General features: G+C 58.7%; 28 protein-coding genes. 25 read left to right on the top strand and 3 right to left on the bottom strand.

Annotated elements, in window-relative coordinates; translation table 11 throughout:
* The first annotated feature begins 17 nt into the window (after positions 1-17).
* Genes tusD through cobA form a run of 13 tightly spaced genes read left to right on the top strand, consistent with a single transcriptional unit; the run spans position 18 to position 11,285 of the window.
* Positions 18-377 (top strand): sulfurtransferase complex subunit TusD, encoded by a 360-nt coding sequence (gene tusD / locus HHJ16_RS12035; protein ID WP_296900859.1) that lies wholly within the window; start codon positions 18-20, stop codon positions 375-377.
* 23 nt (positions 378-400) lie between these two features.
* A complete protein-coding gene (gene tusC, locus HHJ16_RS12030; protein WP_296900857.1) occupies positions 401-796 on the top strand; it encodes a sulfurtransferase complex subunit TusC in 396 nt (131 codons plus the stop codon).
* Between the two features lie 15 nt (positions 797-811).
* On the top strand, positions 812-1,111 hold the full coding sequence (tusB, locus tag HHJ16_RS12025; RefSeq protein ID WP_296900855.1) for a sulfurtransferase complex subunit TusB: 300 nt from the start codon (positions 812-814) through the stop codon (positions 1,109-1,111).
* Positions 1,112-1,153: 42 nt separating this feature from the next.
* Entirely contained in the window at positions 1,154-1,486 is a 333-nt protein-coding gene (locus tag HHJ16_RS12020; RefSeq protein ID WP_296900853.1) for a TusE/DsrC/DsvC family sulfur relay protein, read from the top strand.
* A gap of 56 nt (positions 1,487-1,542) precedes the next feature.
* On the top strand, positions 1,543-2,277 hold the full coding sequence (locus tag HHJ16_RS12015; RefSeq protein ID WP_296900851.1) for a respiratory nitrate reductase subunit gamma: 735 nt from the start codon (positions 1,543-1,545) through the stop codon (positions 2,275-2,277).
* Between the two features lie 13 nt (positions 2,278-2,290).
* Positions 2,291-3,784: a sulfate reduction electron transfer complex DsrMKJOP subunit DsrK gene (dsrK, locus tag HHJ16_RS12010; protein ID WP_296900849.1), complete on the top strand. Its 1,494-nt coding sequence runs from the start codon at positions 2,291-2,293 to the stop codon at positions 3,782-3,784.
* A gap of 49 nt (positions 3,785-3,833) precedes the next feature.
* Positions 3,834-5,792 carry an NAD(P)-binding protein gene (locus tag HHJ16_RS12005; protein ID WP_296900847.1) on the top strand — a complete coding sequence of 653 codons (1,959 nt, stop codon included), beginning with the start codon at positions 3,834-3,836 and terminating at the stop codon, positions 5,790-5,792.
* A 34-nt stretch (positions 5,793-5,826) separates the two neighbouring features.
* Entirely contained in the window at positions 5,827-6,300 is a 474-nt protein-coding gene (locus HHJ16_RS12000; protein ID WP_296900845.1) for a hypothetical protein, read from the top strand.
* Complete coding sequence (dsrO, locus tag HHJ16_RS11995; protein ID WP_296900843.1) at positions 6,297-7,088, top strand: sulfate reduction electron transfer complex DsrMKJOP subunit DsrO; 792 nt, start codon at positions 6,297-6,299, stop codon at positions 7,086-7,088. The genes HHJ16_RS12000 and dsrO overlap by 4 nt, the downstream gene beginning before the upstream one ends.
* 18 nt (positions 7,089-7,106) lie before the next feature.
* Positions 7,107-8,330, top strand: coding sequence for an NrfD/PsrC family molybdoenzyme membrane anchor subunit (nrfD, locus tag HHJ16_RS11990; protein ID WP_296900841.1), 1,224 nt, complete (start codon positions 7,107-7,109; stop codon positions 8,328-8,330).
* A gap of 12 nt (positions 8,331-8,342) precedes the next feature.
* The gene (locus HHJ16_RS11985) at positions 8,343-10,097 is read left to right on the top strand and encodes a cobyrinate a,c-diamide synthase (protein WP_296900839.1); all 1,755 of its coding nucleotides are present in this window, start codon (positions 8,343-8,345) and stop codon (positions 10,095-10,097) included.
* The gene (locus tag HHJ16_RS11980) at positions 10,087-10,497 is read left to right on the top strand and encodes an iron-sulfur cluster biosynthesis family protein (protein ID WP_296900837.1); all 411 of its coding nucleotides are present in this window, start codon (positions 10,087-10,089) and stop codon (positions 10,495-10,497) included. Before HHJ16_RS11985 ends, HHJ16_RS11980 begins: the two co-directional genes overlap by 11 nt.
* Positions 10,498-10,505: 8 nt before the next feature.
* Positions 10,506-11,285 carry a uroporphyrinogen-III C-methyltransferase gene (gene cobA, locus HHJ16_RS11975; RefSeq protein ID WP_296900835.1) on the top strand — a complete coding sequence of 260 codons (780 nt, stop codon included), beginning with the start codon at positions 10,506-10,508 and terminating at the stop codon, positions 11,283-11,285.
* A 23-nt stretch (positions 11,286-11,308) separates the two neighbouring features.
* On the opposite strand, the gene HHJ16_RS11970 is transcribed toward cobA, so the two are convergent.
* Positions 11,309-12,007 carry a response regulator gene (locus HHJ16_RS11970; protein ID WP_296900833.1) on the bottom strand — a complete coding sequence of 233 codons (699 nt, stop codon included), beginning with the start codon at positions 12,005-12,007 and terminating at the stop codon, positions 11,309-11,311.
* Positions 12,004-13,212 carry an ATP-binding protein gene (locus HHJ16_RS11965; protein WP_296900831.1) on the bottom strand — a complete coding sequence of 403 codons (1,209 nt, stop codon included), beginning with the start codon at positions 13,210-13,212 and terminating at the stop codon, positions 12,004-12,006. The genes HHJ16_RS11970 and HHJ16_RS11965 overlap by 4 nt, the downstream gene beginning before the upstream one ends.
* A gap of 283 nt (positions 13,213-13,495) precedes the next feature.
* Between HHJ16_RS11965 and HHJ16_RS11960 the strand changes: the two genes are divergently transcribed.
* From HHJ16_RS11960 to HHJ16_RS11910, 11 genes are all read left to right on the top strand, one after another.
* Positions 13,496-16,378: a molybdopterin oxidoreductase family protein gene (locus HHJ16_RS11960; protein WP_296900905.1), complete on the top strand. Its 2,883-nt coding sequence runs from the start codon at positions 13,496-13,498 to the stop codon at positions 16,376-16,378.
* Positions 16,375-17,103, top strand: coding sequence for a sulfite dehydrogenase subunit SoeB (soeB, locus tag HHJ16_RS11955; protein WP_296900829.1), 729 nt, complete (start codon positions 16,375-16,377; stop codon positions 17,101-17,103). Before HHJ16_RS11960 ends, soeB begins: the two co-directional genes overlap by 4 nt.
* A gap of 18 nt (positions 17,104-17,121) precedes the next feature.
* Positions 17,122-18,063, top strand: coding sequence for a DmsC/YnfH family molybdoenzyme membrane anchor subunit (locus HHJ16_RS11950; protein ID WP_296900827.1), 942 nt, complete (start codon positions 17,122-17,124; stop codon positions 18,061-18,063).
* 11 nt (positions 18,064-18,074) lie between these two features.
* Positions 18,075-19,040: a sulfite exporter TauE/SafE family protein gene (locus HHJ16_RS11945; protein ID WP_296900826.1), complete on the top strand. Its 966-nt coding sequence runs from the start codon at positions 18,075-18,077 to the stop codon at positions 19,038-19,040.
* A gap of 13 nt (positions 19,041-19,053) precedes the next feature.
* Positions 19,054-19,482, top strand: a complete 429-nt coding sequence (locus tag HHJ16_RS11940) for a hypothetical protein (RefSeq protein WP_296900824.1) — start codon at positions 19,054-19,056, stop codon at positions 19,480-19,482.
* 2 nt (positions 19,483-19,484) lie between these two features.
* Complete coding sequence (locus tag HHJ16_RS11935; RefSeq protein WP_296900822.1) at positions 19,485-20,309, top strand: universal stress protein; 825 nt, start codon at positions 19,485-19,487, stop codon at positions 20,307-20,309.
* Between the two features lie 15 nt (positions 20,310-20,324).
* Positions 20,325-20,951 carry a Rieske 2Fe-2S domain-containing protein gene (locus tag HHJ16_RS11930; RefSeq protein ID WP_296900820.1) on the top strand — a complete coding sequence of 209 codons (627 nt, stop codon included), beginning with the start codon at positions 20,325-20,327 and terminating at the stop codon, positions 20,949-20,951.
* Between the two features lie 94 nt (positions 20,952-21,045).
* On the top strand, positions 21,046-21,210 hold the full coding sequence (locus HHJ16_RS11925) for a hypothetical protein (RefSeq protein ID WP_296900818.1): 165 nt from the start codon (positions 21,046-21,048) through the stop codon (positions 21,208-21,210).
* Positions 21,211-21,260: 50 nt separating this feature from the next.
* Entirely contained in the window at positions 21,261-22,535 is a 1,275-nt protein-coding gene (locus HHJ16_RS11920) for an FAD/NAD(P)-binding oxidoreductase (RefSeq protein WP_296900816.1), read from the top strand.
* 31 nt (positions 22,536-22,566) lie between these two features.
* Positions 22,567-22,866, top strand: a complete 300-nt coding sequence (locus HHJ16_RS11915; protein WP_296900814.1) for a hypothetical protein — start codon at positions 22,567-22,569, stop codon at positions 22,864-22,866.
* A 6-nt stretch (positions 22,867-22,872) separates the two neighbouring features.
* On the top strand, positions 22,873-23,385 hold the full coding sequence (locus HHJ16_RS11910) for a hypothetical protein (RefSeq protein ID WP_296900812.1): 513 nt from the start codon (positions 22,873-22,875) through the stop codon (positions 23,383-23,385).
* 64 nt (positions 23,386-23,449) lie between these two features.
* On the opposite strand, the gene HHJ16_RS11905 is transcribed toward HHJ16_RS11910, so the two are convergent.
* Positions 23,450-24,304, bottom strand: coding sequence for a LysR family transcriptional regulator (locus HHJ16_RS11905; RefSeq protein ID WP_296900810.1), 855 nt, complete (start codon positions 24,302-24,304; stop codon positions 23,450-23,452).
* A gap of 93 nt (positions 24,305-24,397) precedes the next feature.
* Here HHJ16_RS11905 and HHJ16_RS11900 point away from each other — a divergent pair.
* Positions 24,398-25,717 (top strand): quinone oxidoreductase (locus tag HHJ16_RS11900; RefSeq protein ID WP_296900808.1); only part of this gene is annotated, 1,320 nt, incomplete at its 3' end.

Genomic DNA, 25,717 nt, shown 5'->3' with positions numbered 1-25,717 from the left:
CCGGAATTGATGCCACCATGAAATTCGGTTTACTTGTCAGTGAAGGTCCGTACACGCACCAGGCATCCGACAGTGCCTACCAGTTTGTCATCGCGGCATTGGACAAAGGGCACGAGATCCAGCGCGTGTTTTTCTACCACGATGGCGTCAATAACGCGACCCGACTCACCGAGCCGCCGCAGGATGACCGCCACGTGGTGAACCGCTGGTCGGCACTGGCTGCCGCGCACAAGGTCGACCTGGTGGTGTGCGTCGCGGCGGCATTGCGCCGTGGCATCACGGAAGAGGTTCTGGCGCCGGGTTTTCGGATCTCTGGCCTGGGCCAGTTGGTGGACAGCGGCATCAAGGCGGATCGCCTGGTCACGTTCGGCGACTAATCGACTACCGAAAGATACTCAAAATGAGCGAACAGGAATCTGGTCAGCCTCGCAAACCCAAAGTGAAGAAATTCATGTTTGTGAACCGTAAGGCGCCGTACGGCACCATCTATGCGCTGGAAAGCCTGGAGGTGGTGTTGATCACCGCCACCTTCGACCAGGACGTGAGCCTGGTTTTTATCGACGATGGCGTCTATGAATTGCTCAAGGGCCAGCAAACCCAGGGCATCGGCGTCAAGAACTTCTCGCCCAGCTACCGTGCGCTGGACGGCTATGACGTGGAAAAACTCTATGTCGATCAGGCCTCACTGGATCAGCGCGGCCTGACTGAAAAAGACCTATTGGTGCCGGTAGAAGTGCTCACTGTCCAGCAAATGGGTCAGCTCATGCAGCAACAAGACGTGATCCTGAGCTTTTGAAGACGAGGAAATTCCATGTTGCACATCATTAATAAATCCCCTTTCCAAACCACCACCCTGGACAGCTGTTTGCGGATGGCGCAACCCGGCAACGCGCTACTGCTCATCGAAGACGGGATTTACGCCGCCACCGAGGGAAGCGCAGCGGAGTCCCGCGTGCGCCAGGCCTGCACCACCCTCAAGGTCTACGCCCTGCAACCCGACATGGATGCGCGTGGCGTAACCGGCAAGCTGATCGACGGCGTCACGCTGGTCGATTACCGCGGCTTTGTGGAATTGGCGCTGGAACACAGCACCTCGCATTCCTGGCTGTGAGGCGGACGCAGTCTGCAACCAATTTTTTATCTGGAGAACACCATGAGTTTTGAAATCAACGGCACGAACTACGACACCGACGAAGAGGGTTACCTTCTGAACCTGTCTGAATGGACCACCGAGGCGGCCGAGCATCTGGCGGAAGAAGAAAAGGTACCGCTCACCGCCAACCACTGGGAAGTCATCAACTTCCTGCGCGAGTACTACAACGAGTACCAGATCGCGCCCGCCGTGCGTGTGCTGACCAAGGCCATTGGCAAGCAGTTCGGGGAGGAAAAAGGCAACAGCAAATACCTCTATGACTTGTTTCCCTACGGCCCGGCCAAGCAAGCCTGCAAGATTGCGGGTCTGCCCAAACCCACCGGCTGTATCTAAGCCAATCGGTCGCCGCCCGCCCCTCCTGAAACGACGTTCAACCGCCGCTCCTGCTCATGTCACTCCTGACAATCTTCTATGCGGTATTGTTTTACGGTGCCAGCGGGGTGTTCGTCATCGGCGTGGCGCTGAAAATTCGCAGTTACGCCAAAACCCCGGCACCGCTGAAGATACCCACCACGCCGGCACCAATGACAGCCGCCGGTGTGGGCTGGCGTATGGCGCGGGAAGTTGTATTTTTCGAGAGCCTGTTCAAGTCCAGTAAGTGGACCTGGATCTTCGGCTGGACCTTTCATGTGGCGCTGCTGCTGGTGGTGTTGCGCCACCTGCGCTATTTTCAGGAACCCGTGTGGCTGCCGGTTGTTTTGATTCAGCCCTTTGGCACCTACGCGGGTTTTGCCATGGTGGCAGCCCTGAGCGGCCTTTGGGCGCGGCGTTGGCTGGTAGACCGCGTGCGCTACATCTCCACCCCGTCCGACCATCTCATGCTGGCGCTTTTGTTAGCCATCGGCCTGAGCGGTCTGGCGATGCGCTTTTGGGCACATACCGACATCGTGGCCTTGAAAGCCTTTGCGCTCGGGTTAATGCGGCTTGACTGGCAGCCCCTACCCTCCGACCCGGTTTTACTGGTGCATCTGGCGCTGGTGGCACTGCTCATGATCATCTTCCCCATCAGCAAGTTGCTGCATGCACCGGGCCTGTTTTTCAGCCCCACCCGGAACCAGGCCGACAACGCCCGCGAGGTGCGGCACCTCTCGGCCTGGGCCTCCGCGCTGGACCAGCAACCTTAATCACACCCCCACCATGGCCACCGCTGCATTCGACACCCCCAAGCTCAAAAGCTATCCGGTCATCCCGCTGGTGCAGGTGGGGGCTATGTCGCACCTCAAGCCTTTTATCGCGTCTGCGCCGATTCAAAAGGCGCTCGGATTTCCGGAAGAACTTGTAGAAGACTGGCAGTCCAAGGCGATTGCCAAGATGGGCGAGTTGCTTGGCAAGTACCGCTCGCTGCAGGTCTATATGGACGCCTGCGTGCATTGCGGGGCTTGCTCTGATAAATGCCACTATTTTCTGGGCACGGGAGACCCCAAAAACATGCCGGTGGCGCGGCAGGACCTGATGCGGAAAATCTATCGCCGCTACTTCACTTTTGCCGGCAAGTATTTTCCCAAGCTGGTGGGCGCGGTAGACCTCACCCGCGAAGTACTCGACGAGTGGTACACCTATTACCATCAGTGTTCGGAATGCCGTCGCTGCTCCGTGTTTTGTCCCTACGGCATCGACACCGCCGAGGTCACCATGGCGGCCCGCGAAATCATGGCCTCAATCGGCATGGGGCAAAAGTACGCCAACGAAATTATTGGCAAGGTGCACCGCATCGGCAACAACCTCGGCATCCCCGGGCCAGCACTGGAAAACACGCTCGAAGGCCTGGAAGAAGACACCAAGGCTGAGACTGGACTGGACATCAAGTTCCCGCTCAACGTCAAGGGTGCTGAAGTCCTGCTGATCACCCCCTCCGCCGACTTCTTTTCCGAACCCCATGTGGAGAGCCTGATCGGCTATGCCAAGGTGTTCCACGCAGCGGGGATCAGCTGGACGCTGAGTTCACACGCCTCGGAGGCCGGCAATTTCGGTATGTTCATCGGCAACTACGAGCAGATGCGCACTATCTCACTGCGCGTGCGTGAGGCCGCGCTGGAATTGGGCGTCAAGCGCATCGTGGTCGGCGAATGCGGCCACGCCTGGCGTGTCGCCTACAGTTTCTGGAACACCTTGATCGGCCCGTTTGATTATCTCGATCAACGCTACCCGGTACCGCAGCACATCTGCGAGTTCACCGACGACCTGATTCAGCGCGGCGCGCTGCGCTTCGACAAGGATGCCAACGACGAACGCATCATCACTTTCCATGATTCCTGCAATGTCGCACGGGCTTCGCGCATGGGCAATATGCCGGGTGGGCAGTTCGTCATTCCACGCCGGATCATCACGTCGGTGGCCAACCATTTTTATGACATGGCGCCGCAAACCATTTATGAAAACACCTTCTGCTGCGGCGGTGGCGGGGGGGTGCTAACGGACGATTTGATGGAGTTACGCGTCAAGGGTGCCTTGCCCCGCATGGAAGCCTTGAAGAACGTGGTGGACGAAAACGGCGTCAATTTTATGGCCACCATCTGCGCCATTTGCAAAGCGCAATTCACCAAGGTATTGCCCTACTACGGCTTCAACATGAGCATGGTCGGCGGCGTACACCAGTTGGTCAGCAAGGCGATCCGCCTGGGCGACAAATAGCCCGCCCGCTCGCTGGCTGGCTGCAATTAAAAAATATCAGGAGACCCCCATGACTGCATCCACAGCATCCGCTTCCGTCAAACCGCTTACGTTCCGTCGCTACAAGGATGGCGACGACAAGGTGAGCTCATGGCAAAAAGAAATCTTTGATGCAGGCCACTCGCACAAGTGCCCGACCTACATTCAAAGCACCCCCCCCTGCCAGGGTAGTTGTCCGGCGGGCGAAGACATTCGCGGTTATCTCAATATCGTGCGCGGCATCGAGAAGCCGCCGGCGGGAATGGTGTGGCAGGAATACGCCTTTCGCCGACTGACCGAAGCCAACCCCTTCCCCTCTGTGATGGGCCGCGTTTGCCCGGCGCCCTGCGAATCGGGCTGCAACCGCAACCAGGTGGAAGACTTTGTCGGCATCAATTCGGTGGAGCATTTCCTGGGTGACTACGCGATTGCTAACAAGCTGGCCTACCCCAAGCCGACCAGCTTGACCGGTAAAAGCATTGCGGTGATCGGGGGCGGCCCAGCAGGTTTGTCAACAGCCTACCAACTGGCGCTCAAGGGCCACGAAGTCACATTGTTTGACGAGCGCGCAGAGCTCGGCGGCATGATGCGCTATGGCATTCCGGGTTTTCGTACGCCGCGTGACGTGCTGGACGCCGAGATTCAGCGCATCCTCGATTTGGGCGTCAAAACCCGCCTGAACTGCCGCATTGGCACCGACATCAGCATGCCGCAGATTCGCGCAGAATTCGACGCCGTCTTTCTGGGGCTGGGCGCGCAAGCCGGGCGGGCTCTGCCCGTTGAAGGCGCTGACGCACCCAACTGCGTCACAGCCACTTCATTCCTCGAAGCCTTCAACGACGGTCGTTTGCGCCATGTCGGCAAGCGCGTGGTGGTGGTCGGCGGCGGTGACACCTCCATCGACGTCGCCACGGTGGCACGTCGCCTGGGTCACATCGACAAGGTTCATGAATCAGATCGTCCGGAGCACGCGATAGCGGGCCAGGTAGCGCACGACGTGGCGGAGGCCTCGGCGCGTCAAGGTGCTGAAGTGACCTTGACCACTATTTTTGCCATCGACAAGATGCAGGCTACCCGGCACGAGGTGGAACATGCCCTGTCCGAAGGCATTGCCATTCGTGGCGGCATGGCCCCGGTGGCGGTAGTTTGCGGACCGGATGGTCGCGCCATCGCCTTGCGCGTCATGCGCTGCGAGGCCAGGATCGTGGGCGGTCGCCTGGAGATCAAGAACATCGAAGGCACGGAAGAAGACATTCCCGCTGACCTGATCGTCTCCGCCATTGGTCAGTCGGTGGATTTCACTGGACTGGAGGAGTTCAACAACGGCAAAGGTGCCATCAACAGCGACAAGAACTACCAAGTGCAGGGGCAGCCCGGCTTCTTCGTGGGCGGCGACGTGGTGCGCCCGCATCTTTTGACCACCGCCATCGGCCACGGTGCCATTGCGGCGGACGGCATCGATCGCTTTTTGCACAGCGAAGCGCTGGAAAAACGCCCCAAGATCGACGTCCATGCCTTCGATCTGAAACGCAAGATGCTGGAAAAGGGCTACACCTTCAGCGAAGTGCATGAACCCATTCGCGGCACGGACAAGAACACTGCGGCCATCCACAATTTTGACAACCGCTCGGACCGCTATGTGATTTCTCACAAGGAGTTGTTCCTGGGGCACTTTCCGTTTGTGGCGCGCAACCGGCGTGGCATCGTCTTGCTGACTGCCGAGCAGGCATTGAACAACTTTGAGGAGCGCCTGCAACCGCTGCTGGAGGCTCAGGCGATGGCCGAGGCCAAGCGCTGCATGAGCTGCGGCCAGTGCTTCGAGTGTGACAACTGCGTGGTCTATTGCCCGCAGGTGGCGGTGTTCAAGGTCCCCAAATCCAAGGCCACCATCGGGCGCTACGTGGACACCGACTACAGCAAGTGCATTGGTTGCCATATCTGCGCCGACGTGTGCCCCACCGGCTACATCCAGATGGGGCTGGGGGACTAGCGCCATGCACGGATTTGGCATAACTCGACTCACCATGGCCTGTCGTTGCTACGGTGTGGCTTTGTTGCTGGTAGCCGGTCCCGCAGCGTGGGCGGAGGCATCGGCACCGCATGCCGCTTCAGGGCGTGTGCCGCAACCCGTGATCGAACCCGCCCGTGGCGGCCAGTGCGTGGGAGACCCGGCTTTCATGCGACGCAACCACATGACTCTTCTCAAACATCAGCGCGACGACACGCTTCGCGGCGGGATTCGCACGGAAAAGTACAGTCTGAAAGCCTGCATTGCCTGCCATGCCAGTCAAACCAGTGGCAGTGTAAATCTGGCAAGCAGTAATTTTTGCCAAAGTTGTCATGCTTACGCCGCGGTAAAAATTGACTGTTTTGAGTGCCATGCCAACAAACCACCCGCAAACTCCTTCCCTTCGCTGGTGTCCCATGGAATGCCAGGCGGCAATCCTTTGAGTCTGCAATTGCGACAGCTGGTGGTGCAGCAACAGGTCAAGCCATGAAACCAGACCTGACGCTTCCATCCAGCGAACTGACGGAGACGAAGACCGAAAGCAGCCGACGTGGTTTTCTCGGCGTAGCCGCTGCCGGTCTGGCCGGCGTCTTGATCGCTCCAGGCGTTCGGCTGATCGAGATTGCGCAGGCCGCCCCCAAAGCCAGCGCTAGCGCCATCAGCGCCGGTGCCAGTAGCAAGGTCCGCTGGGGCATGCTGATTGACAGCGGCAAATGCGCCAGTGGTTGCAACGACTGCGTCACCGCTTGCAGCACCGAGAACGGTCTCTCGGGAGGCACCGGCACGACCGATTCGCAATGGATTCGCAAGATCGAAATCAAGGAAGTACGCACCGGCAAAATCCAATCCCTGCCGATGATGTGCCAGCATTGCGCCGAGCCCCCTTGCGTCGATGTATGCCCCACGGGCGCCTCCTTCAAGCGTGCCGACGGCATTGTGCTGGTTGACAAACATACTTGCATAGGGTGCCGCTACTGCATGATGGCCTGCCCCTACAAGGCCCGCTCCTTCGTACACGCGCCCCAAAACAACCAGAAGCCGGATGTACCGCGTGGCATGGGGACCGTCGAAGCCTGCACCCTGTGTGTGCACAAGGTCGATCGCGGTGAGCAACCGGCCTGCGTCAGCGCCTGCTCAGCCGCAGGTCACGGCGCGATTCTTTTCGGAGACCTCAACAATCCGGAGAGTGACATTTCAAAGCGGGTTGCCAGTTACCCGACGCGCCAGATCCGCGAAAACCTGAATCTGAATACCGGTGTGCGTTACAGCGGAATTTGAAGGCAAAGGGTCTTATTCATGAAAATCACACTGCGTGAATTGCACGGCACCAGCCCCGGCTACTACCTGCTGCTGACCGTCCTGTCGCTGGTGACGCTACTCGGCCTGGGCGCCGCCTGGTTCATGGAACACCATGGCCACATCGTCACTGGCATGAACAACCAGACAGTCTGGGGTCTGCCGCATGTGTTCGCGGTGTTTCTGGTGGTGGCCGCATCGGGTGCGTTGAACGTCGCTTCGATGGCCTCGGTATTTGGGAAAACCGAATTCAAGCCCCTGGCGCCCTTGTCCGGACTACTCGCGCTCGCGCTACTGCTGGGCGGCTTGACCGTGTTGATGCTTGATCTGGGGCGACCGGACCGGCTGATCGTGGCCATGACTTACTACAACTTCAAGTCCATCTTTGCCCTGAACATTTTTTTGTACTCAGGCTTTATGGGTTTTGTCATCGTTTACCTGTGGACCATGATGGAACGTCGAATGAACCGCTTCACCTCTCTTGCGGGGCTTCTCGCCTTTGTCTGGCGCATGGCGCTGACCACCGGTACCGGCTCGATTTTTGGTTTTCTGGTGGCTCGGCAGGCGTATGACTCGGCGCTGCTAGCGCCCCTGTTCATCGCACTGTCGTTGAGTTATGGCCTGGCTGTTTTTCTGCTGGTGATGATGCTGGCTTGCCGGGGCAGTGGTCGCCCCCTGGGCGATGCACTGATGGCGCGGTTTGCGCGGCTGCAGGTGATATTTATTGCGGCCGGGCTTTATTTTGTGCTGGTCTATTACCTGACCAATCTGTATTTCACCAAGCACCATGATTTTGACCGTTTCATCCTGCTCGATGGCGGCATTTACACCTTCCTGTTCTGGCTTGGCCCAGTACTGCTGGGCGGTGTATTGCCGCTGGTGTTGCTGCTGCACCCGCGCATTGGGCAGATGCGTTTGCGCATCGCGGCTTGTGCTGCGTTGGTCGTAGGGGGTGGATTTGCGCAGTTGTATGTCACGATCATCGGCGGACAAGCCTTCCCGCTGGTGCTGTTCCCAGGTCGGCAAGTGAGCAGCAGTTTTTATGATGGCGTGGTGAACAACTACTCGCCCAGCTTGCCGGAATGGCTGCTGGGCTTTGGCGGCGTCGCCATCGCGGGCGTGATCGTCATGCTGGCGCTCAAAGTGATGGGTTTTCTACCCGAGCGGCTGGGCGACGCTGCGCTGCAGTCCGGCGCTACCAGGCACGCCGTGACCAGCGCCTGAACCGGCTCCCGCATGTCCCGCCTTCTGCTTTCTGCTGCACACAAGTCTTCGGGCAAAACCACGATCAGCGTGGGCCTGTGCGCAGCCTTGTCCTTACGAGGTCTGGCCGTGCAGACCTTCAAGAAGGGACCTGACTACATCGACCCAATGTGGTTAAGCCAGGCCAGCGGGCGCGACTGCTTCAACCTCGACCCGTACCTGATGACGCCTGAGCAGATGACCCGCTGCTTCACGCGCTACGCAGGCCAGGCGGACATTAGTATCGTGGAGGGTAATAAAGGTTTGTACGACGGACTGGCACTGGATGGCAGCAACAGCAACGCCGCGCTGGCCCAGTTGCTGGATTTGCCTGTTGTACTGGTGCTGGATGCGCGCGGCATGACGCGCGGCATCGCGCCGCTGATTCTGGGCTACCAGGCGTTTGATTCGCGCATCCACATTGTCGGCGTCATTCTGAACCAATTGGGCGGTGCTCGACACGAATCGAAGCTACGCGCGGTGATTGAGCATTACACCGATGTGCCGGTACTCGGTGCCATCGCCCACGACCCGCGTCTGGCCGTGGCGGAACGCCATTTAGGCCTCATGCCCAACCACGAGCTGGACGACGCCGCGCAACGTGTGCGCGCCATGGGCGAACTGATTGCAGCCCAGGTTGATGTGCCTCGCGTGTTGCGCCTGGCTGCCGACGCCACAGCATTGCCTTCGCCACCCCCTCAAGAAATCTCTGCGATAGTGTCACGCCTACCAACGCAGCCACGCGTTCGCATCGGGCTGGTGCGCGACAAGGCCTTCGGCTTTTACTACCCGGACGACCTGCTGGCCCTGGAGCAGGCGGGGACCGAAATTGTCCTGATCGACACATTGCGCGATGCCGCCCTGCCTGCGGTAGATGGTTTGATCATCGGCGGCGGCTTTCCGGAAATGTTCATGCCTGAGCTGCAAGCCAACACCTCGATGCGCAGCAGCGTTCAAAACGCCATCGAAGCCGACCTGCCGGTCTATGCCGAATGCGGCGGCCTGATGTACTTGGCGCGCACGCTTCGCTGGAAGGACCGTGTTTGCGACATGGTCGGTGCGTTGCCGGTTGATGCCGTGATGCATGAGCGCCCGGTGGGTCGCGGCTATGTGGAGCTGCAAACCACCGCCGAGGCGCCCTGGCCACGCCGTACGGATGCAGCGCCGCAAACCCTGCGCGGGCACGAGTTTCACTATTCCAGCCTGGAAAACCTGGCACCCGAGCTGAAATTCGCCTATCGCGTGCTGCGCGGGCATGGTGTCGATGGACAGCGCGATGGCATCGTCTATCGCAACGTACTCGCCTCCTACGCCCATCTGCGCAGCGGGGCAGGCTCAGCCTGGACAGAACAGTTCGTGACCTTTGTTCGTGCGCGGAAAATCGCGGCGAAACAAAAAGGCGCCACCGTGATGCGAACCGTGCAGGTCAATGGCGCACCCGTCGTCACCGACGTTGAGGGCTATTTAAAAAACCTGGACGATTGGTCCGAAGACTTTGCACGGGCACAAGCCGAGGCGGAAAGCCTGGAGCTGACAGAAGCCCATTGGCAGGTCATTGCCTTTTTGCGGGCCTATTTCGAAGAACATCGGGTGCAGGCGCAGGTGCGCGCCATGATTTGGCACTTCGCCAAAACATGGGGGCCAGAGCATGGAAACAATCACTATCTTCACACGCTTTTTCCGATCGGTGGGCCGCAAAAGCAAGGCAACCGTTTGGCTGGACTTTTGAAGACCAAGGGTGAACATTAATTCACTACAGGAGGACGGTCTGTTTACATTAACCAGCGCCGCTGCACGGCAAATTCAGCAGGCAGCAAACGCCAGCGGAGCCCAGACGATGGCTCTGCGCATCGCCGCCAGGGTCGATGCCGACGGCTCGATGCAATACGGCATGGGCTTTGACGACCCGAAAGAAGAAGACATGAAGCTTGACCTGGACGGTGTCGCAGTCATCATCGCCGACGAATCCCAGCAATTGCTGATGGACACTGTATTGGACTATGTCGAGTTGCAACCGGGTGAATTCAACTTCATTTTTATGGATGGCAGCCAATCCCCATGCGCGAGCGAACAGGTGCCAGCTAGTGGCGGCTGCGCCAGCGGAGGCTGTAGCAAGGGTGGCTGCGGCAATACCGGGCGCACACATTGAAAGCCGAGATGATGCCCCCCTTTCCCGCTGCCGGGCGCGTCTATCTGGTGGGCGCTGGCCCAGGTGATCCGGAGTTATTGACGCTGCGCGCCGTGCGCTTGCTGCAGCAGGCGGAAGTGATCGTCTATGACCACCTGGTTTCCAGCGCCGTACTGGAATTTGTCTCGCCCGCCGCCGAGCGCATCTATGCAGGCAAGCGCCGCAACGAGCACACCATGCGGCAAGAACAAATCAACGCGCTGCTGATCAAGCTGGCCACCGAGGGCAAGCAGGTGGTTCGCCTCAAGGGCGGCGACCCGTTTATTTTCGGGCGCGGCGGCGAGGAACTGCAAGCACTGGCGGCGCATGGCGTTGCCTTTGAAGTGGTGCCCGGTGTGACGGCGGCCTCTGGCGTCGCCAGCTACGCCGGCATCCCGCTGACGCACCGCGACTATGCGCAAAGCTGCCTGTTTGTGACCGGCCACCTCAAGGACGGCACAGCCGGTCTGGACTGGCCGAACCTGGTCAGGCCACACCAGACCGTCGTCATCTATATGGGACTGGGCGGACTGCCCGAAATTTGCCGCCAGATGATGGCGCATGGTGCGGCCCCCACCCGTCCCATCGCCGTCGTGCAGGACGGCAGCATTGCGACTCAGAAAGTCGTCACCGGTACACTGGCCGACATGCCTGAGCGCGTGGCACAAGCGGGCCTGAAATCACCCTGCCTGACGATCATCGGCGAGGTGGTCAAGCTGCATCATTCGCTGGCCTGGTTCAAACCATTGTTGCTGCACACGGTCCGTTGACCGGTCCCGTCGAGGGCGCTATTTCAGCTGTCGGCTTTTTGAGCGGCGGCACCTGCCGCCTTGATTCCGTCCGGAGAACTGCGGTACTCAAACGCAAACACAGCCGCTTCGACGCGCGAGCGCAAATTGAGTTTATCCATGATGTGGCGTACGTGCAGTTTGACGGTGTTGTGGCTGATATCCAGCGCCTTGGCGATGACTTTGTTGCTCTGGCAGCGCGCCACGTGATCCAGCACCTCCCGCTCGCGCTCAGTGAGCAACGCCACCAGGTCGCCCTTGACCGATCCCTTGGGGCCGGATTGCAGTATTTGCGCTAGTTTCAGCGTCATGGCCGAAGCCACGACCATCTCGCCGCGTGCCGCCCGGCTGATCGCCTCGATCACCGCCTCGGGTTCCATGTCCTTGAGCAGGTAGCCCAGTACGCCAGCGCGTAGCGCCGCAGACATGTCGTCTTCGCTATCGCTCATCGTCAGGATGACGACCGGCGTATCGATACCTTCGGCGCGAACCATGCGAAGCAAGCTCAAGCCATCGGTCGTGGCCAGGCGCAAATCCAGCACCATCAGGTCGGGCTGTTGTTCACGCAGCATCGAGACCACCTGTGCCGGGTCGCCCGTGGCGCCCACCACCGTCATGTCACCCCGGTGCTCCATGAGCTCGGTCAGGCCGCTTCGGCACAGCGCGTGGTCGTCCACCAGCAGCACTCGCGTCCTGGACGTCATGTAGTGCACTCCGCCATGGAAGAACTTGTTGGTAGCACCAAGCGAACCCGCGTGCCACCACCGTCATTCGTACTCACCTCAAGAAAGCCACCCAGGCGGAGCGCACGGCTCTGCATGATTTCCAGCCCGAAATGGGTGGCGGGCGCCATCCCTTTCGCCATGGTCACAATCGTCGCCACGGACGGTACGGACATTCCCAAGCCATCGTCTTCAATCAGGAACTCCAATTGCTGGGCTGTTTTGTCAATCGCCACGACGGCATGTCCGGCCATGGAATGCTTCGCGATATTAGCCAATGCTTCCTGAACAATGTGGAACACCTGAACCTCCTGTTCGTCGGTCAGGTTCAGCTTTGCTGCGGAATTCCTGATTTCCAGTGTGATGCCGGTGCGGCCAAAAAAACCGTCTGCGATGCCCTGGAGCGCATGCAGCAGACCCAGCGGGTCCATGCGAGTGCGAAAGTAGGTCATGACCTCACGCAAGTTGTCGTGCACCTCACCGATAGATTTTTTAACATCCGAGAAATACTTGAGCGAGCGCTGGTCGTCGTGAGCCAGCATGGCGTCGCTTAACAGGGGCAGGCGCATCCTGACGTAGGCCAGCGTTTGTGCAATGGCGTCATGAACTTCGTTAACCATTTCCTGACGCTCTTTCATCACGGTCACGCGTAGCCGCTCGCGCTCAATCCGAACATTGTGCAGTGCCATTCCCAATAGCTGGCCAATCAGGCGCAAGATCATCTCCGTCTGCGCATCGAGGTGCGCTTTTGTCTCAAAAAACAGGTTATAGATACCCAGTATTTGATTCTTATGAAGCAGCGATATGGCCAGTATGCTCTTGCACTGCAGGCCGAAGTAGGTTTCGGTACTTTGTCGGGTACAGGATCGCACATCGTCCACCCAGACCAGCACGTCGGTCGCGGCGGCAATACCGCAAATGCCGCATTCGCGCGCCACCAGCTGTTCGGCGCTCAACACGTGCAGCGGCAAGCCTTGCTGCGCCACCAGCCGCATGTATTGCCCGTCGTCGGTCAGGACTCGCACGGCGCCGGCCTGCGCACCTGCCAGCGCAACAATGGACACCAGGAAGCGTTCCAGTAGCGGCTCCAGATCGCTGCTGGCAGCCAGTTCCAGCGTCAATCCGGAGACGACAGAACCGCCGTCCAGAGAGGTTGCGGGGGCGAACAGGGTATGGGTAGGGGTCATGTGAGGTCGCGAGCGAACCATGCTAATACATTCCGCGCAGCTTATGAATCGTAAAAACCCGAAGTTCAGTTCGAATTTATAACCCTTACCCATTTGGGCTACACCGAATTACCCGTGTCGGCTATAGACGAGGCTGGGTGCCCTTGTCTTTAATAGGGTCACTCTGTACACCCCTCCTTGAACGGCGTTCATGGAAAGTTTGCACGGCTTTATTGTTGACCCGCCAGCGAGAAGAGTTCCCCGCATGTCTGACACACCGCTTCACGATCCCACCGTCGCGCCGATGCCCGAGGCCACCACCGAGACGCGTAACACCACCTGCTACATGTGCGCCTGTCGCTGTGGTATCCGGGTGCACTTGCGCAACGGCGAAGTCCGCTATATCGAGGGCAATCCGGATCATCCGCTGAACCAGGGCGTGATTTGTGCCAAGGGTTCGTCGGGCATCATGAAGCAGTATTCCCCAGCGCGCCTGACCAAGCCGCTGATCCGCAAACCCGGCAGCGAACGAGGTGATGGCGAGTTTGAAGAGATCGAATGGGAAGAAGCCTTCTCGATGCTGGAACAGCGTCTGAAAAAGATTCGCGCCACGGACCCTAAACAATTCGCGCTCTTCACGGGGCGCGACCAGATGCAGGCACTCACGGGACTGTTTGCACGCCAGTTCGGCACGCCCAACTACGCTGCGCACGGTGGCTTTTGCTCGGTCAATATGGCGGCCGGAATGATCTACACCATCGGTGGCTCCTTCTGGGAGTTTGGCGGCCCTGATCTGGAACGCGCCAAGCTGTTTGTGATGATAGGCACGGCCGAGGACCATCATTCCAACCCGATGAAAGCGGCGTTGTCCAAATTCAAGCGCGACGGCGGGCGGTTTGTATCCATCAATCCGGTGCGCACCGGTTACTCGGCCATTGCCGATGAATGGGTGCCGATCAAGCCGGGAACCGATGGTGCACTCCTGTTGGCGCTGATTCACGAACTGATCAAGCAGGGCTTGTATGACCGGGAGTTTTTGGCGCGCTACACCAATGCCGGTCAATTGGTGAATCAGGATGCCGATAGCGACGACTTCGGAATGATGCTGCGCAACCCCGAGGGGGATGTCGTCAACCCGCTTCGTCCCGCCAACTTTTACTGGTGGGATCGCCTCACCGACCAAGAGGTGGCCGACCACGCTGACCATGCCGACCCGGCCTTGCTCGGGCATTTCCGACTGCCTGACGGGACTCCTGCAGTGCCCGCCTTTCAATTGCTCGAAGAACGCGTCAAGCCCTACACAGCGGAGTGGGCGGAAGGCATTACCGGCATTGCAGCGGCCACGATCCGACGCTTGGCCCATGAAATGGGGATCACCGCGCGTGACCAGAAGATTGAGTTGCCGATCGCCTGGACCGACTGCTGGGGCAAGCGCCATGAGTCGGTCACTGGCAACCCGGTGGCTTTTCATGCCATGCGTGGCTTGGCCGCACACTCCAACGGTTTTCAAACTATTCGCTCGCTGTCGATTCTGATGTCGTTATTGGGAACCATCGACCGCCCCGGTGGTTTCCGGCACAAAGCGCCCTATCCACGTGCCGTGCCGCCCAATGCGCGTCCGCCAAAAGGCCCGCAGGCGGTCAAACCCGATACCCCACTGGACGGTGCGCCATTGGGCTGGCCTGAGAGCCCGGACGATCTCTTTGTTGACGACAAGGGGGAGCCGGTGCGCATCGACAAAGGCTTCTCCTGGGAACATCCCTTGTCGGCACATGGCTTGATGCACAACGTCATCACCAACGCCTGGCGCGGTGACCCCTACCGCATCGACACCTTGCTGATTTTCATGGCGAACATGGCGTGGAACTCCACCATGAACGCCTCTGAAGTACGCAACATGCTCAACGACAAGCACACCGAGGGGGAACGCACTGGCGAGTACAAGATTCCCTTCTTGGTCGTCTGCGATGCTTTCCAGTCGGAGATGACCGCGTTCGCCGATCTGGTCCTGCCAGACACCACCTACCTGGAACGCAACGACTGCATGTCGATGCTGGACCGTCCCATCTCCGAGTTCGATGGCCCGGCTGATTCGGTACGCATCCCGGTGGTGGCCCCCAAAGGCCAGTGCAAACCGTTTCAGGAGGTACTGGTCGAGCTCGCCGGACGACTCAAACTACCCGCCTTCACGCACACGGACGGCTCGCGCAAGTTCAAGGGCTACACCGATTTCATCGTCAACTACGAAACGGCGCCCGGTTCAGGTATTGGCTTTTTGGCGGGCTGGCGCGGCAAGGGTGGCGAAAAATCCATGCGCGGCGAGCCCAATCCCAAGCAGTGGGAAATGTACGAAAAGAACAACTGCGTATTCCATCACGCGATGCCGCTGGAATACCAGTACATGCGCAACTGGAACCGTGGCTATATGGAGTGGGCGCAACAGGTGGGCATCCGGCGCGACAAAGACCCGATAGTCATTCACATTTACTCCGAGTTCTTGCAGGGCTTCCGCCGCGCAGCGCAGGGCAAGCGCCCTGGCAAGCAGCCGCCTGACCACCTGCGTAAACGGGTGGAGACCTACTTCGATCCGCTGCCGTTCTACTACGTTCCGCTTGAAGAACAGGCGACCGACACGGCCAAATATCCGCTCAATGCCATCACCCAGCGCCCAATGGCGATGTACCACTCGTGGGACTCTCAAAATGCCTGGCTGCGCCAAATTCATACGCACAACTACCTGTTCGTCAGCCCCAAGACCGCCAGCGCCGAAGGCATTGCCGATGGCGGCTGGATGTGGGTGGAATCGCAATGGGGCAAGGTGCGCTGCATGTGCCGCTATTCCGAAGCGGTGGAGCCCGGCACCGTCTGGACCTGGAACGCCATCGGCAAATCTGCTGGTGCATGGAACCTGACGCCCGACGCCAACGAATCGCAGCGCGGCTTTTTGCTCAACCACCTGATCTCGGAGGTTTTGCCACCGTCCAGCGCCGGGGCAGCGATTTCCAACTCCGACCCAATCACCGGCCAGGCCGCTTGGTACGACGTGCGCGTACGCATTTACAAGGCGCAAGACGACGAACCGGAGCAAACCTGGCCCCAGTTCAAAGCGGTGCCTGCCGCGCCCGGAATGCTTCAGGTGCTGCCGCGTTGGCAGGCCTATTTTGCTGGCCGAGGCGCGCGTAAATGACCCAGCTTGCCTTGGTCATCGACCTCAACGTATGCGTCGGTTGCCATGCCTGCGTGACCAGTTGCAAGCAGTGGAATACGTCCGGCTCGGCGGGTTCACTGGTGGACCTCAACCCCTACGGCGCCGACCCCAACGGCACCTTCTTCAACCGGGTGCAGACCTTTGAAGTGGGTGAATTTCCAAACACGCAAACAGTGCACTTTCCCAAATCCTGCCTGCACTGTGAGGACCCGCCTTGCGTGCCAGTCTGTCCCACCGGTGCCAGCTACAAGCGCGCCGAAGACGGCATTGTGCTGGTGGATTACGACAAGTGCATCGGCTGCAAGTACTGCGCCTGGGCCTGCCCCTACGGCGCGCGTGAGTTTGACGAGCAGCGCAAGGTCATGACCAAATGCACGCTGTGTGTGGACCGCGTTACCGATACGAAACTACCGGAACGCGAGCGCAAGCCGGCCTGCGTGCTGGCCTGCCCGACGAATGCGCGGCTGTTTGGCGATGTGCATGACCCGGAGTCCGTCGTCTCCATCGCCATTGCCGAGCGCGGCGGCTACCAGCTCATGCCCGAATGGGGCACGCGCCCAGCCAACCATTACCTGCCCCGGCGCAAAACCGAAATTCGCATTCACCCTGAAGATCTTCAACGGGTAGACAACCCGCTGAAGATCGACGGTCAGCAGCCCGAAAACGCGCACCGGGATCCGGGACACGAAGATTTCGCCACCTGAAACTCAGCACGACACACTATGCAACCCGCTTTTTCAGTTATCTTTTTGACCACGCTCATCGGTGTCGCGCAAGGACTGTTTCTCGCGCTCTACGGCACTGAAATCTTCGGCATGGGAGGACTCACCCCAGCAGACAGCCAGCGTTTTTTGTTCGCAGGAACTCTGGTCGCGTTAATGCTGACCGCGCTCGGGCTGTTGGCTTCCATTTTTCACTTAGGTCGCCCAGAGCGCGCCTGGCGCTCAGCGACCATGTGGCGAACCTCCTGGCTGTCGCGGGAAGTCATTGTCCTGCCCTTGTTCATGGTAGGGCTGTGTCTTTATGGCGCGGCCCAATTTCTGGGTACGAACTACACCGCGCTTATCGGTGCCTTGGTTAGCCTGATCTGCCTGGCGCTATTTGTCTGCACCGCCATGATCTACGCCTCGGTTCGCTTCTTGCAGGAGTGGGCCAGTCCGCTGACTTTTGTGAACTACCTGCTGTTGGGGTGCGCCTCAGGTCTGACTTTGGCCACGATGTTGGCAGCTGTTTTAGACGTGCCAGGTCTGATCCTGCCTTATGCGTTTGCCGCAATCGTGTTGACTTTACTGGCCTGGGTCACACGCACTGCGTCATTAGTGCGAAACGCCGCGCTCAAGCCCAAATCGACACTGCAAAGCGCCATCGGCGTCAAGCACCCGCGTATCGCGCAAAAAGCACAAGGCTTCATGGGCGGGTCATTCAACACGCGGGAATTCTTCCACGGGCGAGATGCCTTGTTGTTGCGTTCGGTCAAATGGGCTTTTTTGCTGTTGGTCTTTCCGCTGCCGCTGCTGTGTTTGGCCGTTGGCGTCAATGCTTCGTCACCGGCGATGCTCTGCGCAGCATTCGCATTGCAATATATGGGATTGCTGGCGGAGCGCTGGTTCTTTTTCGCGCAAGCCAAGCATCCTCAAAACTTGTACTACCAAACCATCTCCTGAGATCTGTTTTCATGTACAAATTGCTCATACCGTCTATGGCGACCGTGCGTCAGACCTGGGTGTCGGCAGCGATATTTTTGATGCTGACCGTTCCGGCACACGCCGCTGAGAGCGTGGTACCGGCCAGCAGCCTGCCTTGGTGGTTCTGGCCACTGGCGTTGTTTGTTACCTGCTTCTTCATCGGCATTGTGGCGGTGCCGGCCGGCATTGGCGGCGGTACGTTATTTGTACCGATCATCGGCGGATTTTTTCCGTTTCATCTGGACTTCGTGCGCGGTGCCGGGCTGCTGGTGGCCTTGGCCAGTGCGCTGGCGGCCGGGCCAATGCTGCTGCGCGGCGGCCTGGCCAACCTGCGCTTGGCGCTACCGCTGGCACTGCTCGCCTCCATAAGCTCCATCGCGGGCGCACTGCTGGGTTTAGCGCTTCCCGCCTCAGCGGTCGAGACGGCACTGGGCGTGATCGTATTGGGCATCGTGGCGCTTATGCTGGTGTCCCGGAAGTCCGAATTTCCGCATGTGGCGACGCCTGATCGACTGTCCTCGGCGCTGGGTATTCACGGCATCTTTATCGACGGCGCTTCAGGTCGCAGCATTGACTGGCAGGTCCATCACACGCCTATGGGCTTGTTTCTGTTTCTGCTTATTGGCGTCATCGGTGGCATGTTTGGCATTGGCGCCGGTTGGGCCAATATGCCGGTGCTCAATTTGCTGATGGGGGTACCTTTGAAAGTGGCGGCGGGCACGTCTGGGTTGGTGCTGTCGCTGGCAAGTTCCTCCGCCGCGTGGGTGTACCTGAATCGCGGCGCAGTATTGCCGATGATCGCCGTTCCGTCAGTGGTGGGCATGATGCTGGGAGCCCGCATCGGCGCCCGATTGCTCCATGTACTCAAAGGATCGGACATTCGAAAAATGGTCATCACCTTGTTGCTATTTGCGGGACTCCGCGCCTTGCTCAAGGGATTGGGCGTGTGGCTATGAAAACGAATACTTAATGAGCGCCATAAAAACCATATCGCGTCAACAGCAGCAAGCCGAGGCTTCTCGTTATGCCCTCTTTGTGCATTGGGGTACGCGCGTCGGTGAAGTCGCCCTCGTCCTCAGTTTCGCGGCCTATCTGTTCGGGTTACTCAAGCCGCATGTACCTTTGGAGCAACTGCCCAGTGTCTGGAGCCTGCCGCTGACGGACTACCTGCAACGCACCGGTACACCCACGGGCTGGGGTTGGCTGGCTTTGGCCTATGAAGGAGATTTGTCCAACCTGATTGGCATTGCCCTGCTGGCGGGCTGTTCGCTGCCGCCGTTGTTGAGCCTGATTTTTCTCTACGTGAAACAGCGGGACTATATCTTCGCGGGAATTTGTGCCTTGATCGTGGCGGTACTGTTACTGGCCGCATCGGGTATTTTGACGGGAGGACATTAAACATGGGTCAACTGTTTACCCGTCTGTTGCTGGCAACCGAGCATACCGAGTTTGATACCGGAGCCGAAACGGTGGCCATGGACCTGGCGCAGCGCTGCCAGCTGCCGCTAGCCACGATAGTGCCCCTGGTGAGTAATTCGGAATACGAGGCGCTGGCACCGCAGATTGCGGCGCGGGCGGAGCAGGAAGCAGCCGTCAAGATCGCCCAGTTGCGCGCGCAAGCGGACGCCGTGGGCGTGGCGATCAACCTGCACCTGCGCCGGGGTGAAGAACCCTTCCGTGAGATCGTAGAGGAAGCGCGGACGCAAGCTAGCGACTTGATCATCATTCGCCGCCGCGGCAAGCGGGGCTTTCTGGCGCATCTGCTGGTCGGCGAGATGGTGACTAAAGTGGTGGCGCATGCGCCGTGTCATGTTTTGATCGTGCCCCGGCAAGCACGCATGTGGAGCCAGCGCGTGCTGGCGGCGGCGGAGCCTACGGCGCGGGGGCGTCAGGTTGTCGCTACAGCGGTCGCAGTAGCCGCCCAGTGTGGGCTGCCGCTGCATCTGGTGAGCGTCATTTCCGCCGAAGGAGTGCGTCCGCAGGCGGATGCTTTCATCACCGACATGGTGAACCAGGCGCGGCTTGGTGGCGTGGTGGCCCAGGGTAAGGTGCGAGCCGGCAAACCATTCACTGAAATTCTGGACTCGGCGGCCACAAGTCAGTCCGACCTGATCGTCATGGGTAGCCGCAGCGACCGCCGAATTGGCCGTGCTCTGGTCGGTGGGGTGGCGCAAAAGGTGATGGGACTTTCAGAACATCCCGTGCTGGTTCTGCACTTTCAATAATCGAAGGTTTCCCCCATGAGTGACGCACTGAACTACCTGCTTCAAGCCCGCCCCGAGGCACTGGGCCACTACTTTTCGTTCCTGAAGGATGCGGGCAAACACCTGGACCCGAAGACCAGAAACCTGATCTCCGTCATTACCAAAGTTCATGCGCAAACTGATCGCGGCTTTCGCCAATACCTGCGGCGCGCGCTACGGGAAGGTTGCACTGCGACAGAAGTTCTGGACGCGCTGCTGATGGCATTTCCGGCACTGGGTTTGGCCAAAATAATTTGGGCCGTGGACATCATTCTGGCCATGAATATCCCCGAGTTCCAGCCAGAAACGTTGACCAGTCCCGCCCAGTGGCACGATGTGACGGCCACCGCCGATGTCCAAAACGGCGAAGTCACACGCACCGAGTTCGAAGGTCGTGGCCTTTTTGTCTATCGCGACAAACACGCTTTTCGTGTTTACGACAGTCGATGCCCGCACCAAGGCACCGACCTACCCCAGCTAGCGCTGCAGGGCAGCATTTTGACCTGCCCCAAGCACCAATGGGAGTTCGATGTGAAAAGCGGCGACTGCATCAAAAAGGGGAACAGCCCGCTCAAACGTATCGAGTCCAAAGTCGTCAAAGGCCGCTTGCTTGGTTTTTGGTAGCCCTCCGCAGCAGTTCCGACCTTCCTCTCCCACCGATCACCGTTCCAATAAGAAAAAATCGCGCGTCCCTTCATCACAACTATCGGAGACAACCATGAGAGCATCCATAAAAATCCCTTGTTCGACACATCTTTGTGCGCTGCTTGCTGCTGGCTCGGCATTTGCCGCCAATCGTCCGAAAGTTCCCGAGGGTTCCCGATCGACTCAAGCTGGTCATCCGGTGTGGGCAGAAGGCGCCACTCTGGCCGGCATGGTTTGACCTTGCCTTTAAGCGTTATTTAAAAGTTTCACAACAAGCGAGTACTCCTCATGGCACACATCATCATCATGGGCGCTGGCATCGGCGGCATGCCGGCCGCCTACGAAATGCGGGCATCGCTCCCCAAAGAGCATCGCATCACGGTCGTCAGCGCCGTCGACTACTTTCAGTTCACCCCTTCCAATCCCTGGGTTGCGGTAGGCTGGCGTGACCGTGAGGCCGTCACCCTGCCGATCGCCCCTTTGCTGGAGAAAAAGGGCATTGGGTTCATCGCCAAAGCGGTAACAGCGATTGACCCTCAGGCCAACCGCCTGACGCTCGAAGGGGGTGAAATACTGGACTATGACTATCTGATCATCACCACCGGCCCCAAGCTATTCTTTGACGAAGTGCCGGGTTCCGGGCCACACGGCGGTCACACGCACTCCGTCTGTACAGTGAACCATGCGGAGATGTTTTTTAAGGACTATGAAACCTTCTTGCAAAACCCCGGCCCGGTCGTGATCGGTGCGATGCCGTTTGCCAGTTGCTTTGGTCCAGCCTACGAATTTGCTTTCATCCTCGATGCTGACCTGCGTAAACGCAAGATGCGCCACAAGGTGCCTATTACCTTCGTGACGAGCGAACCTTACATCGGGCACCTGGGACTGGGCGGCGTGGGCGACTCCAAATCCATGCTGGAGTCGGAGCTGCGTGCTCACGACATGAAGTGGATCACCAACGCGAAAACCACCAAGGTTGAAGCAGGCAAGCTATTCGTGACGCAGCTCGATGACCTCGGTAACGTATTTAAGGAACATGAGGTTCCCTTCCAGCTATCGATGATGTTGCCCTCCTTCAAGGGCGTGGATGCGGTCGCCGCCGTACCCAATCTGTGCAACCCGCGCGGCTTTGTGCTGATTGACGAATTTCAACGAAGCAAGGCCTACCGCAACATCTTTTCCGCCGGCGTGTGTGTGGCCATTCCGCCGGTGGAGGTCACCGTGGTGCCCACGGGTGCACCCAAAACCGGCTACATGATCGAAACCATGGTCAGCGCCATCGTACATAACATTGTCGATGAGTTAGCCGGGCAACCCGTGGTGACCAAAGCCACCTGGAATGCCATCTGTCTGGCCGACTTTGGCGACACCGGGGCCGCTTTTGTCGCGCTACCCCAAATTCCGCCGCGCAACGTCAACTGGTTTAAGAAAGGCAAGTGGGTCCACCTCGCCAAGATTGCTTTTGAAAAGTACTTCATGCGCAAGATGAAGAACGGAAGCACCGAGCCTATTTATGAAAAATATGTGCTCAAGGCCCTGGGGATTGTGCGCTTGATGCGTTAAACCTGGCCGTTAACCCTTTACAGGAAAACCCATGGCAATAGATTTGATTACAGCCATCAACGTTGCGGCCATTGCGGTCATGCTGGCATGTCTGTATCTGGTGTTCACACTGCGCAGCAAGATTCCCGGCGGGGTGGTGGGAACGCAGTGGCGGGTGCTGACTAGTTTGGTGACGCTATTCGCGTTGGGCTACTTCGTTACCCCATTTTTTTCACTATTACCGACTGAGGTCATTAAACTGATTGTGGCCTTGATATTCTTTTTTGGAGCGATCTACGTGCTAATTACGGTCCGTCTCATTTATCGCGTCATCGAAGAACTCACCAGCTAATCCCTCATGGATAGCGCTACCGTCCTGAGCAAAAGCCCCCGTGGTGTGGATGAATTGGTACAACGCACGGGGGCTGTGCCACAGAAACTGCGGTCAGTGCTGATCCTGGTAGACGGGAAGACGTGCTATTCCGATTTGCTGCGCAAATGCTCGTTCATGCCGCAAATCGCTGAGCATTTAACATGGTTGTTGCAGCACGGATTTATCGAACCCGTGCCTACCCTCTCCGCTGCACTTCCCTCCACGAACGCAGCCACGGCCACAAGCACTGAGGTGCGTTCATTGTTATCCCCACCCCGCACACTGTCACCAAAAAATGCCTTGCTGGAACTCGCCCATGAACTACTGGGGGTTCACGCCGATGCGGTGGTGCAGCGACTGCAAGACACGGCAGACACGCACGATGCGTTGGCACAAACGATTGAGCGTTGCTACCGGCTCATTCGGCTATCGATTGACGAAACAAAGGCGGAACAGTTTCGCAAACTCGGTTCCACGCTATTGGTACCCAGCGTCTGAGGGTCTATTCGCTTAACACCACGCTGCGAGCAACTAGCGGAGCCTGGCGGGTGCCAGTAGTGATTTAAAAAGTCTTTCCGAATTCTTCGCGAATAGATTTGACGACGGTACGAACAGCGGCCGAACTTCTCATGTCGGTATGGAAGACGAGCCAAACATCTCGTATCACTGGCTGCTGGTCAGCTGCCGCCGCAACGAAGGCTGAATCGCTTTCAACCATGAAATCCGGCAGCATCGCCACGCCGCCGCCCTCACGCACCAATGCGTGCTGGATCTCCAGCGTGCTCGCCCGAATGCAGAAGGATCGACCAGCCATCTGCTGAATGAGGGCAGCTTGCTGCGAGGCCGCGTCCATATTCTCGAGATACCCAATGAAGGCCCAGTCCTCCGGCTGTGTTAGGTTGAGATAAGCAGGGCTGCCATACAGGCGCAACGTAAGCTCAGTGAGCTTCACGATCATGAGATCACCATCGACAGGTCGGGCGAGCCGGATGGCAATGTCGGCTTCCCGTCGGTCCAGCGAGGCGTGATGTGTTTCACCCAGAATGCAAATCTTGAGACCGGGGTGTTGCTTGCGCAAAGCCACAAGCGGTCGCACCAACGTCGCTGCGGCCAAGGCTGGCGGCGCACTGATGGTGACATCCCCTGTCAACTCAGAACGTGCGCTTTCGGCTGCGCGGTCGATCGCCTGAGCGTCCTTCTCCATGTGCTCAACCAAGGCTGCGATGCGCTCACCGTCTGCCGTAAGAGACAACCTGCGGCCACGTCGATCTACAAGCTTGAGGTTCAGTTCAGTTTCCAGCGCGGCAATGCGGCGCGCTATGGTCGCATGTTCGACATGGAGCTGCCGAGCCGCACCGGACAAGGTGCCCGCCTGCGCCAGCGCAGCAAAATACCGAAGATTTTCCCAATCTGCCATTGTCAATATTTTCACATAGGATGGCAAATATTAGGGAATTTCCAAACAAAGTGCAATGAATGAACATGCTTCCAACTTAATGGAGGAAACACAATGGACCAAATGATCAGAATGATGGATGTAGGCGGGGTAGATCAACTGGAAGTCGTTTCTTGCGAGCCGCAGGCGCCTGGCGCAGGCGAAGTGCGTATTCGGCACGAGGCAATTGGTGTCAATTTCATCGATATCTACCACCGCATCGGTCTCTATCCGCTTGCGCAGTTGCCAGCGGTCCTTGGAGTTGAAGGTGCTGGGGTGATCGAAGCCGTTGGAGAAGGCGTCGTAGATCTCGCTATTGGAGATCGCATCGCCTACGCAGGCGCGCCAGTTGGGGCCTATGCTGCGACACGGCTGCTACCACGGGCACGGGCGATTCCTTTGCCCAAGGACATCAGCTTGCGCGTTGCGGCGGCCTCGATGCTTCGAGGCTTGACGGCGCATATGCTGCTAACGCGCACTTACCCAGTCAATGCAAAAAGCACCATTCTCATCCACGCTGCAGCCGGTGGCCTTGGCGCGATGCTAGTGCGTTGGGCCAAGCACCTTGGCGCTACGGTGATCGGCACCACGGGGTCGGTCGAGAAGGGGCTAATTGCAAAAGCATATGGCGCCGACCATGTAATCGTCGGCCGTGATAGCGATATCGTATCGGAGATTGCGGCCCTGACCGATGGCCGAGGCGTAGATTTTGCGATTGACGGCATCGGCGGTGGCATGCTCCTGAAAACGCTTGCCTGTGTTCGCCCTTTCGGCACGGTCGCCAGCATCGGCCAAGCGGCGGGGCCGATACCGCCGATTAGCGTCGAACAATTGGGTCCTCGTCGCTCATTGTCGTTCGCCCGCCCTAGCGTCATGGCCTATTCGGCGGACCCGCATACTTATTTAGCTGCATCCGAGGCACTCATAGCCGTTATGCAAGCTGGAGTAGTGGCCGAAATTGGCGGCGAATATTCCCTGGTTGAAGCGGCTAGAGCACACACCGACCTCGAAGGGGGGGCGCACCACCGGCACCCTGCTGCTGATTTCCTGATAATCGAAGAAATTTGGGCTATTCAAGCAAACGCACAAGGCAATGAAGGCACAAAAGTTGGCTGGAGCGCCAGAACCACTGTAAATCAGTGCGTGCAAGGGGCCGTTACGGCGATGCCCTACGCGGCACCCGGCCCACAGGATTTAGATGAAAAGAAGAGCTTCAAAAACCGGTTGGATTCAACTTCCGAATTACAAAATTTACGGAATCCGACAAGAGCGCCCGAAAGTTATTTCAGACGAAAAAAAGCCCATTTGATCGGAGACCAAATGGGCGTTTTTCGCTATAAGAGCCTGACGATGTCCTACTTTCACACGGGAATCCGCACTATCATCGGCGCTAAG

The sequence above is a fragment of the Polaromonas sp. genome (assembly GCF_012927485.1).
Taxonomy (GTDB): domain Bacteria; phylum Pseudomonadota; class Gammaproteobacteria; order Burkholderiales; family Burkholderiaceae_C; genus Polaromonas.
Note: the sequence above shows the minus strand (reverse complement) of the source record. Positions and strands in the feature narration are given on the sequence as shown.

Coding starts and splice junctions, on each gene's coding strand:
- HHJ16_RS12020 (WP_296900853.1), top strand. CDS start 1,154: ATGAGTTTTGAAATCAACGGCACGAACTACGACACCGACGAAGAGGGT.
- dsrO (WP_296900843.1), top strand. CDS start 6,297: ATGAAACCAGACCTGACGCTTCCATCCAGCGAACTGACGGAGACGAAG.
- HHJ16_RS11925 (WP_296900818.1), top strand. CDS start 21,046: ATGAGAGCATCCATAAAAATCCCTTGTTCGACACATCTTTGTGCGCTG.
- HHJ16_RS11965 (WP_296900831.1), bottom strand. CDS start 13,212: ATGACCCCTACCCATACCCTGTTCGCCCCCGCAACCTCTCTGGACGGC.
- HHJ16_RS12015 (WP_296900851.1), top strand. CDS start 1,543: ATGTCACTCCTGACAATCTTCTATGCGGTATTGTTTTACGGTGCCAGC.
- soeB (WP_296900829.1), top strand. CDS start 16,375: ATGACCCAGCTTGCCTTGGTCATCGACCTCAACGTATGCGTCGGTTGC.
- HHJ16_RS11985 (WP_296900839.1), top strand. CDS start 8,343: ATGTCCCGCCTTCTGCTTTCTGCTGCACACAAGTCTTCGGGCAAAACC.
- HHJ16_RS11950 (WP_296900827.1), top strand. CDS start 17,122: ATGCAACCCGCTTTTTCAGTTATCTTTTTGACCACGCTCATCGGTGTC.
- tusD (WP_296900859.1), top strand. CDS start 18: ATGAAATTCGGTTTACTTGTCAGTGAAGGTCCGTACACGCACCAGGCA.
- HHJ16_RS11940 (WP_296900824.1), top strand. CDS start 19,054: ATGAGCGCCATAAAAACCATATCGCGTCAACAGCAGCAAGCCGAGGCT.
- HHJ16_RS11915 (WP_296900814.1), top strand. CDS start 22,567: ATGGCAATAGATTTGATTACAGCCATCAACGTTGCGGCCATTGCGGTC.
- HHJ16_RS11970 (WP_296900833.1), bottom strand. CDS start 12,007: ATGACGTCCAGGACGCGAGTGCTGCTGGTGGACGACCACGCGCTGTGC.
- cobA (WP_296900835.1), top strand. CDS start 10,506: ATGATGCCCCCCTTTCCCGCTGCCGGGCGCGTCTATCTGGTGGGCGCT.
- tusB (WP_296900855.1), top strand. CDS start 812: ATGTTGCACATCATTAATAAATCCCCTTTCCAAACCACCACCCTGGAC.
- HHJ16_RS11945 (WP_296900826.1), top strand. CDS start 18,075: ATGTACAAATTGCTCATACCGTCTATGGCGACCGTGCGTCAGACCTGG.
- nrfD (WP_296900841.1), top strand. CDS start 7,107: ATGAAAATCACACTGCGTGAATTGCACGGCACCAGCCCCGGCTACTAC.
- HHJ16_RS11905 (WP_296900810.1), bottom strand. CDS start 24,304: ATGGCAGATTGGGAAAATCTTCGGTATTTTGCTGCGCTGGCGCAGGCG.
- HHJ16_RS11910 (WP_296900812.1), top strand. CDS start 22,873: ATGGATAGCGCTACCGTCCTGAGCAAAAGCCCCCGTGGTGTGGATGAA.
- HHJ16_RS11960 (WP_296900905.1), top strand. CDS start 13,496: ATGCCCGAGGCCACCACCGAGACGCGTAACACCACCTGCTACATGTGC.
- dsrK (WP_296900849.1), top strand. CDS start 2,291: ATGGCCACCGCTGCATTCGACACCCCCAAGCTCAAAAGCTATCCGGTC.
- HHJ16_RS11930 (WP_296900820.1), top strand. CDS start 20,325: ATGAGTGACGCACTGAACTACCTGCTTCAAGCCCGCCCCGAGGCACTG.
- HHJ16_RS12005 (WP_296900847.1), top strand. CDS start 3,834: ATGACTGCATCCACAGCATCCGCTTCCGTCAAACCGCTTACGTTCCGT.
- HHJ16_RS11935 (WP_296900822.1), top strand. CDS start 19,485: ATGGGTCAACTGTTTACCCGTCTGTTGCTGGCAACCGAGCATACCGAG.
- tusC (WP_296900857.1), top strand. CDS start 401: ATGAGCGAACAGGAATCTGGTCAGCCTCGCAAACCCAAAGTGAAGAAA.
- HHJ16_RS11920 (WP_296900816.1), top strand. CDS start 21,261: ATGGCACACATCATCATCATGGGCGCTGGCATCGGCGGCATGCCGGCC.
- HHJ16_RS12000 (WP_296900845.1), top strand. CDS start 5,827: ATGGCCTGTCGTTGCTACGGTGTGGCTTTGTTGCTGGTAGCCGGTCCC.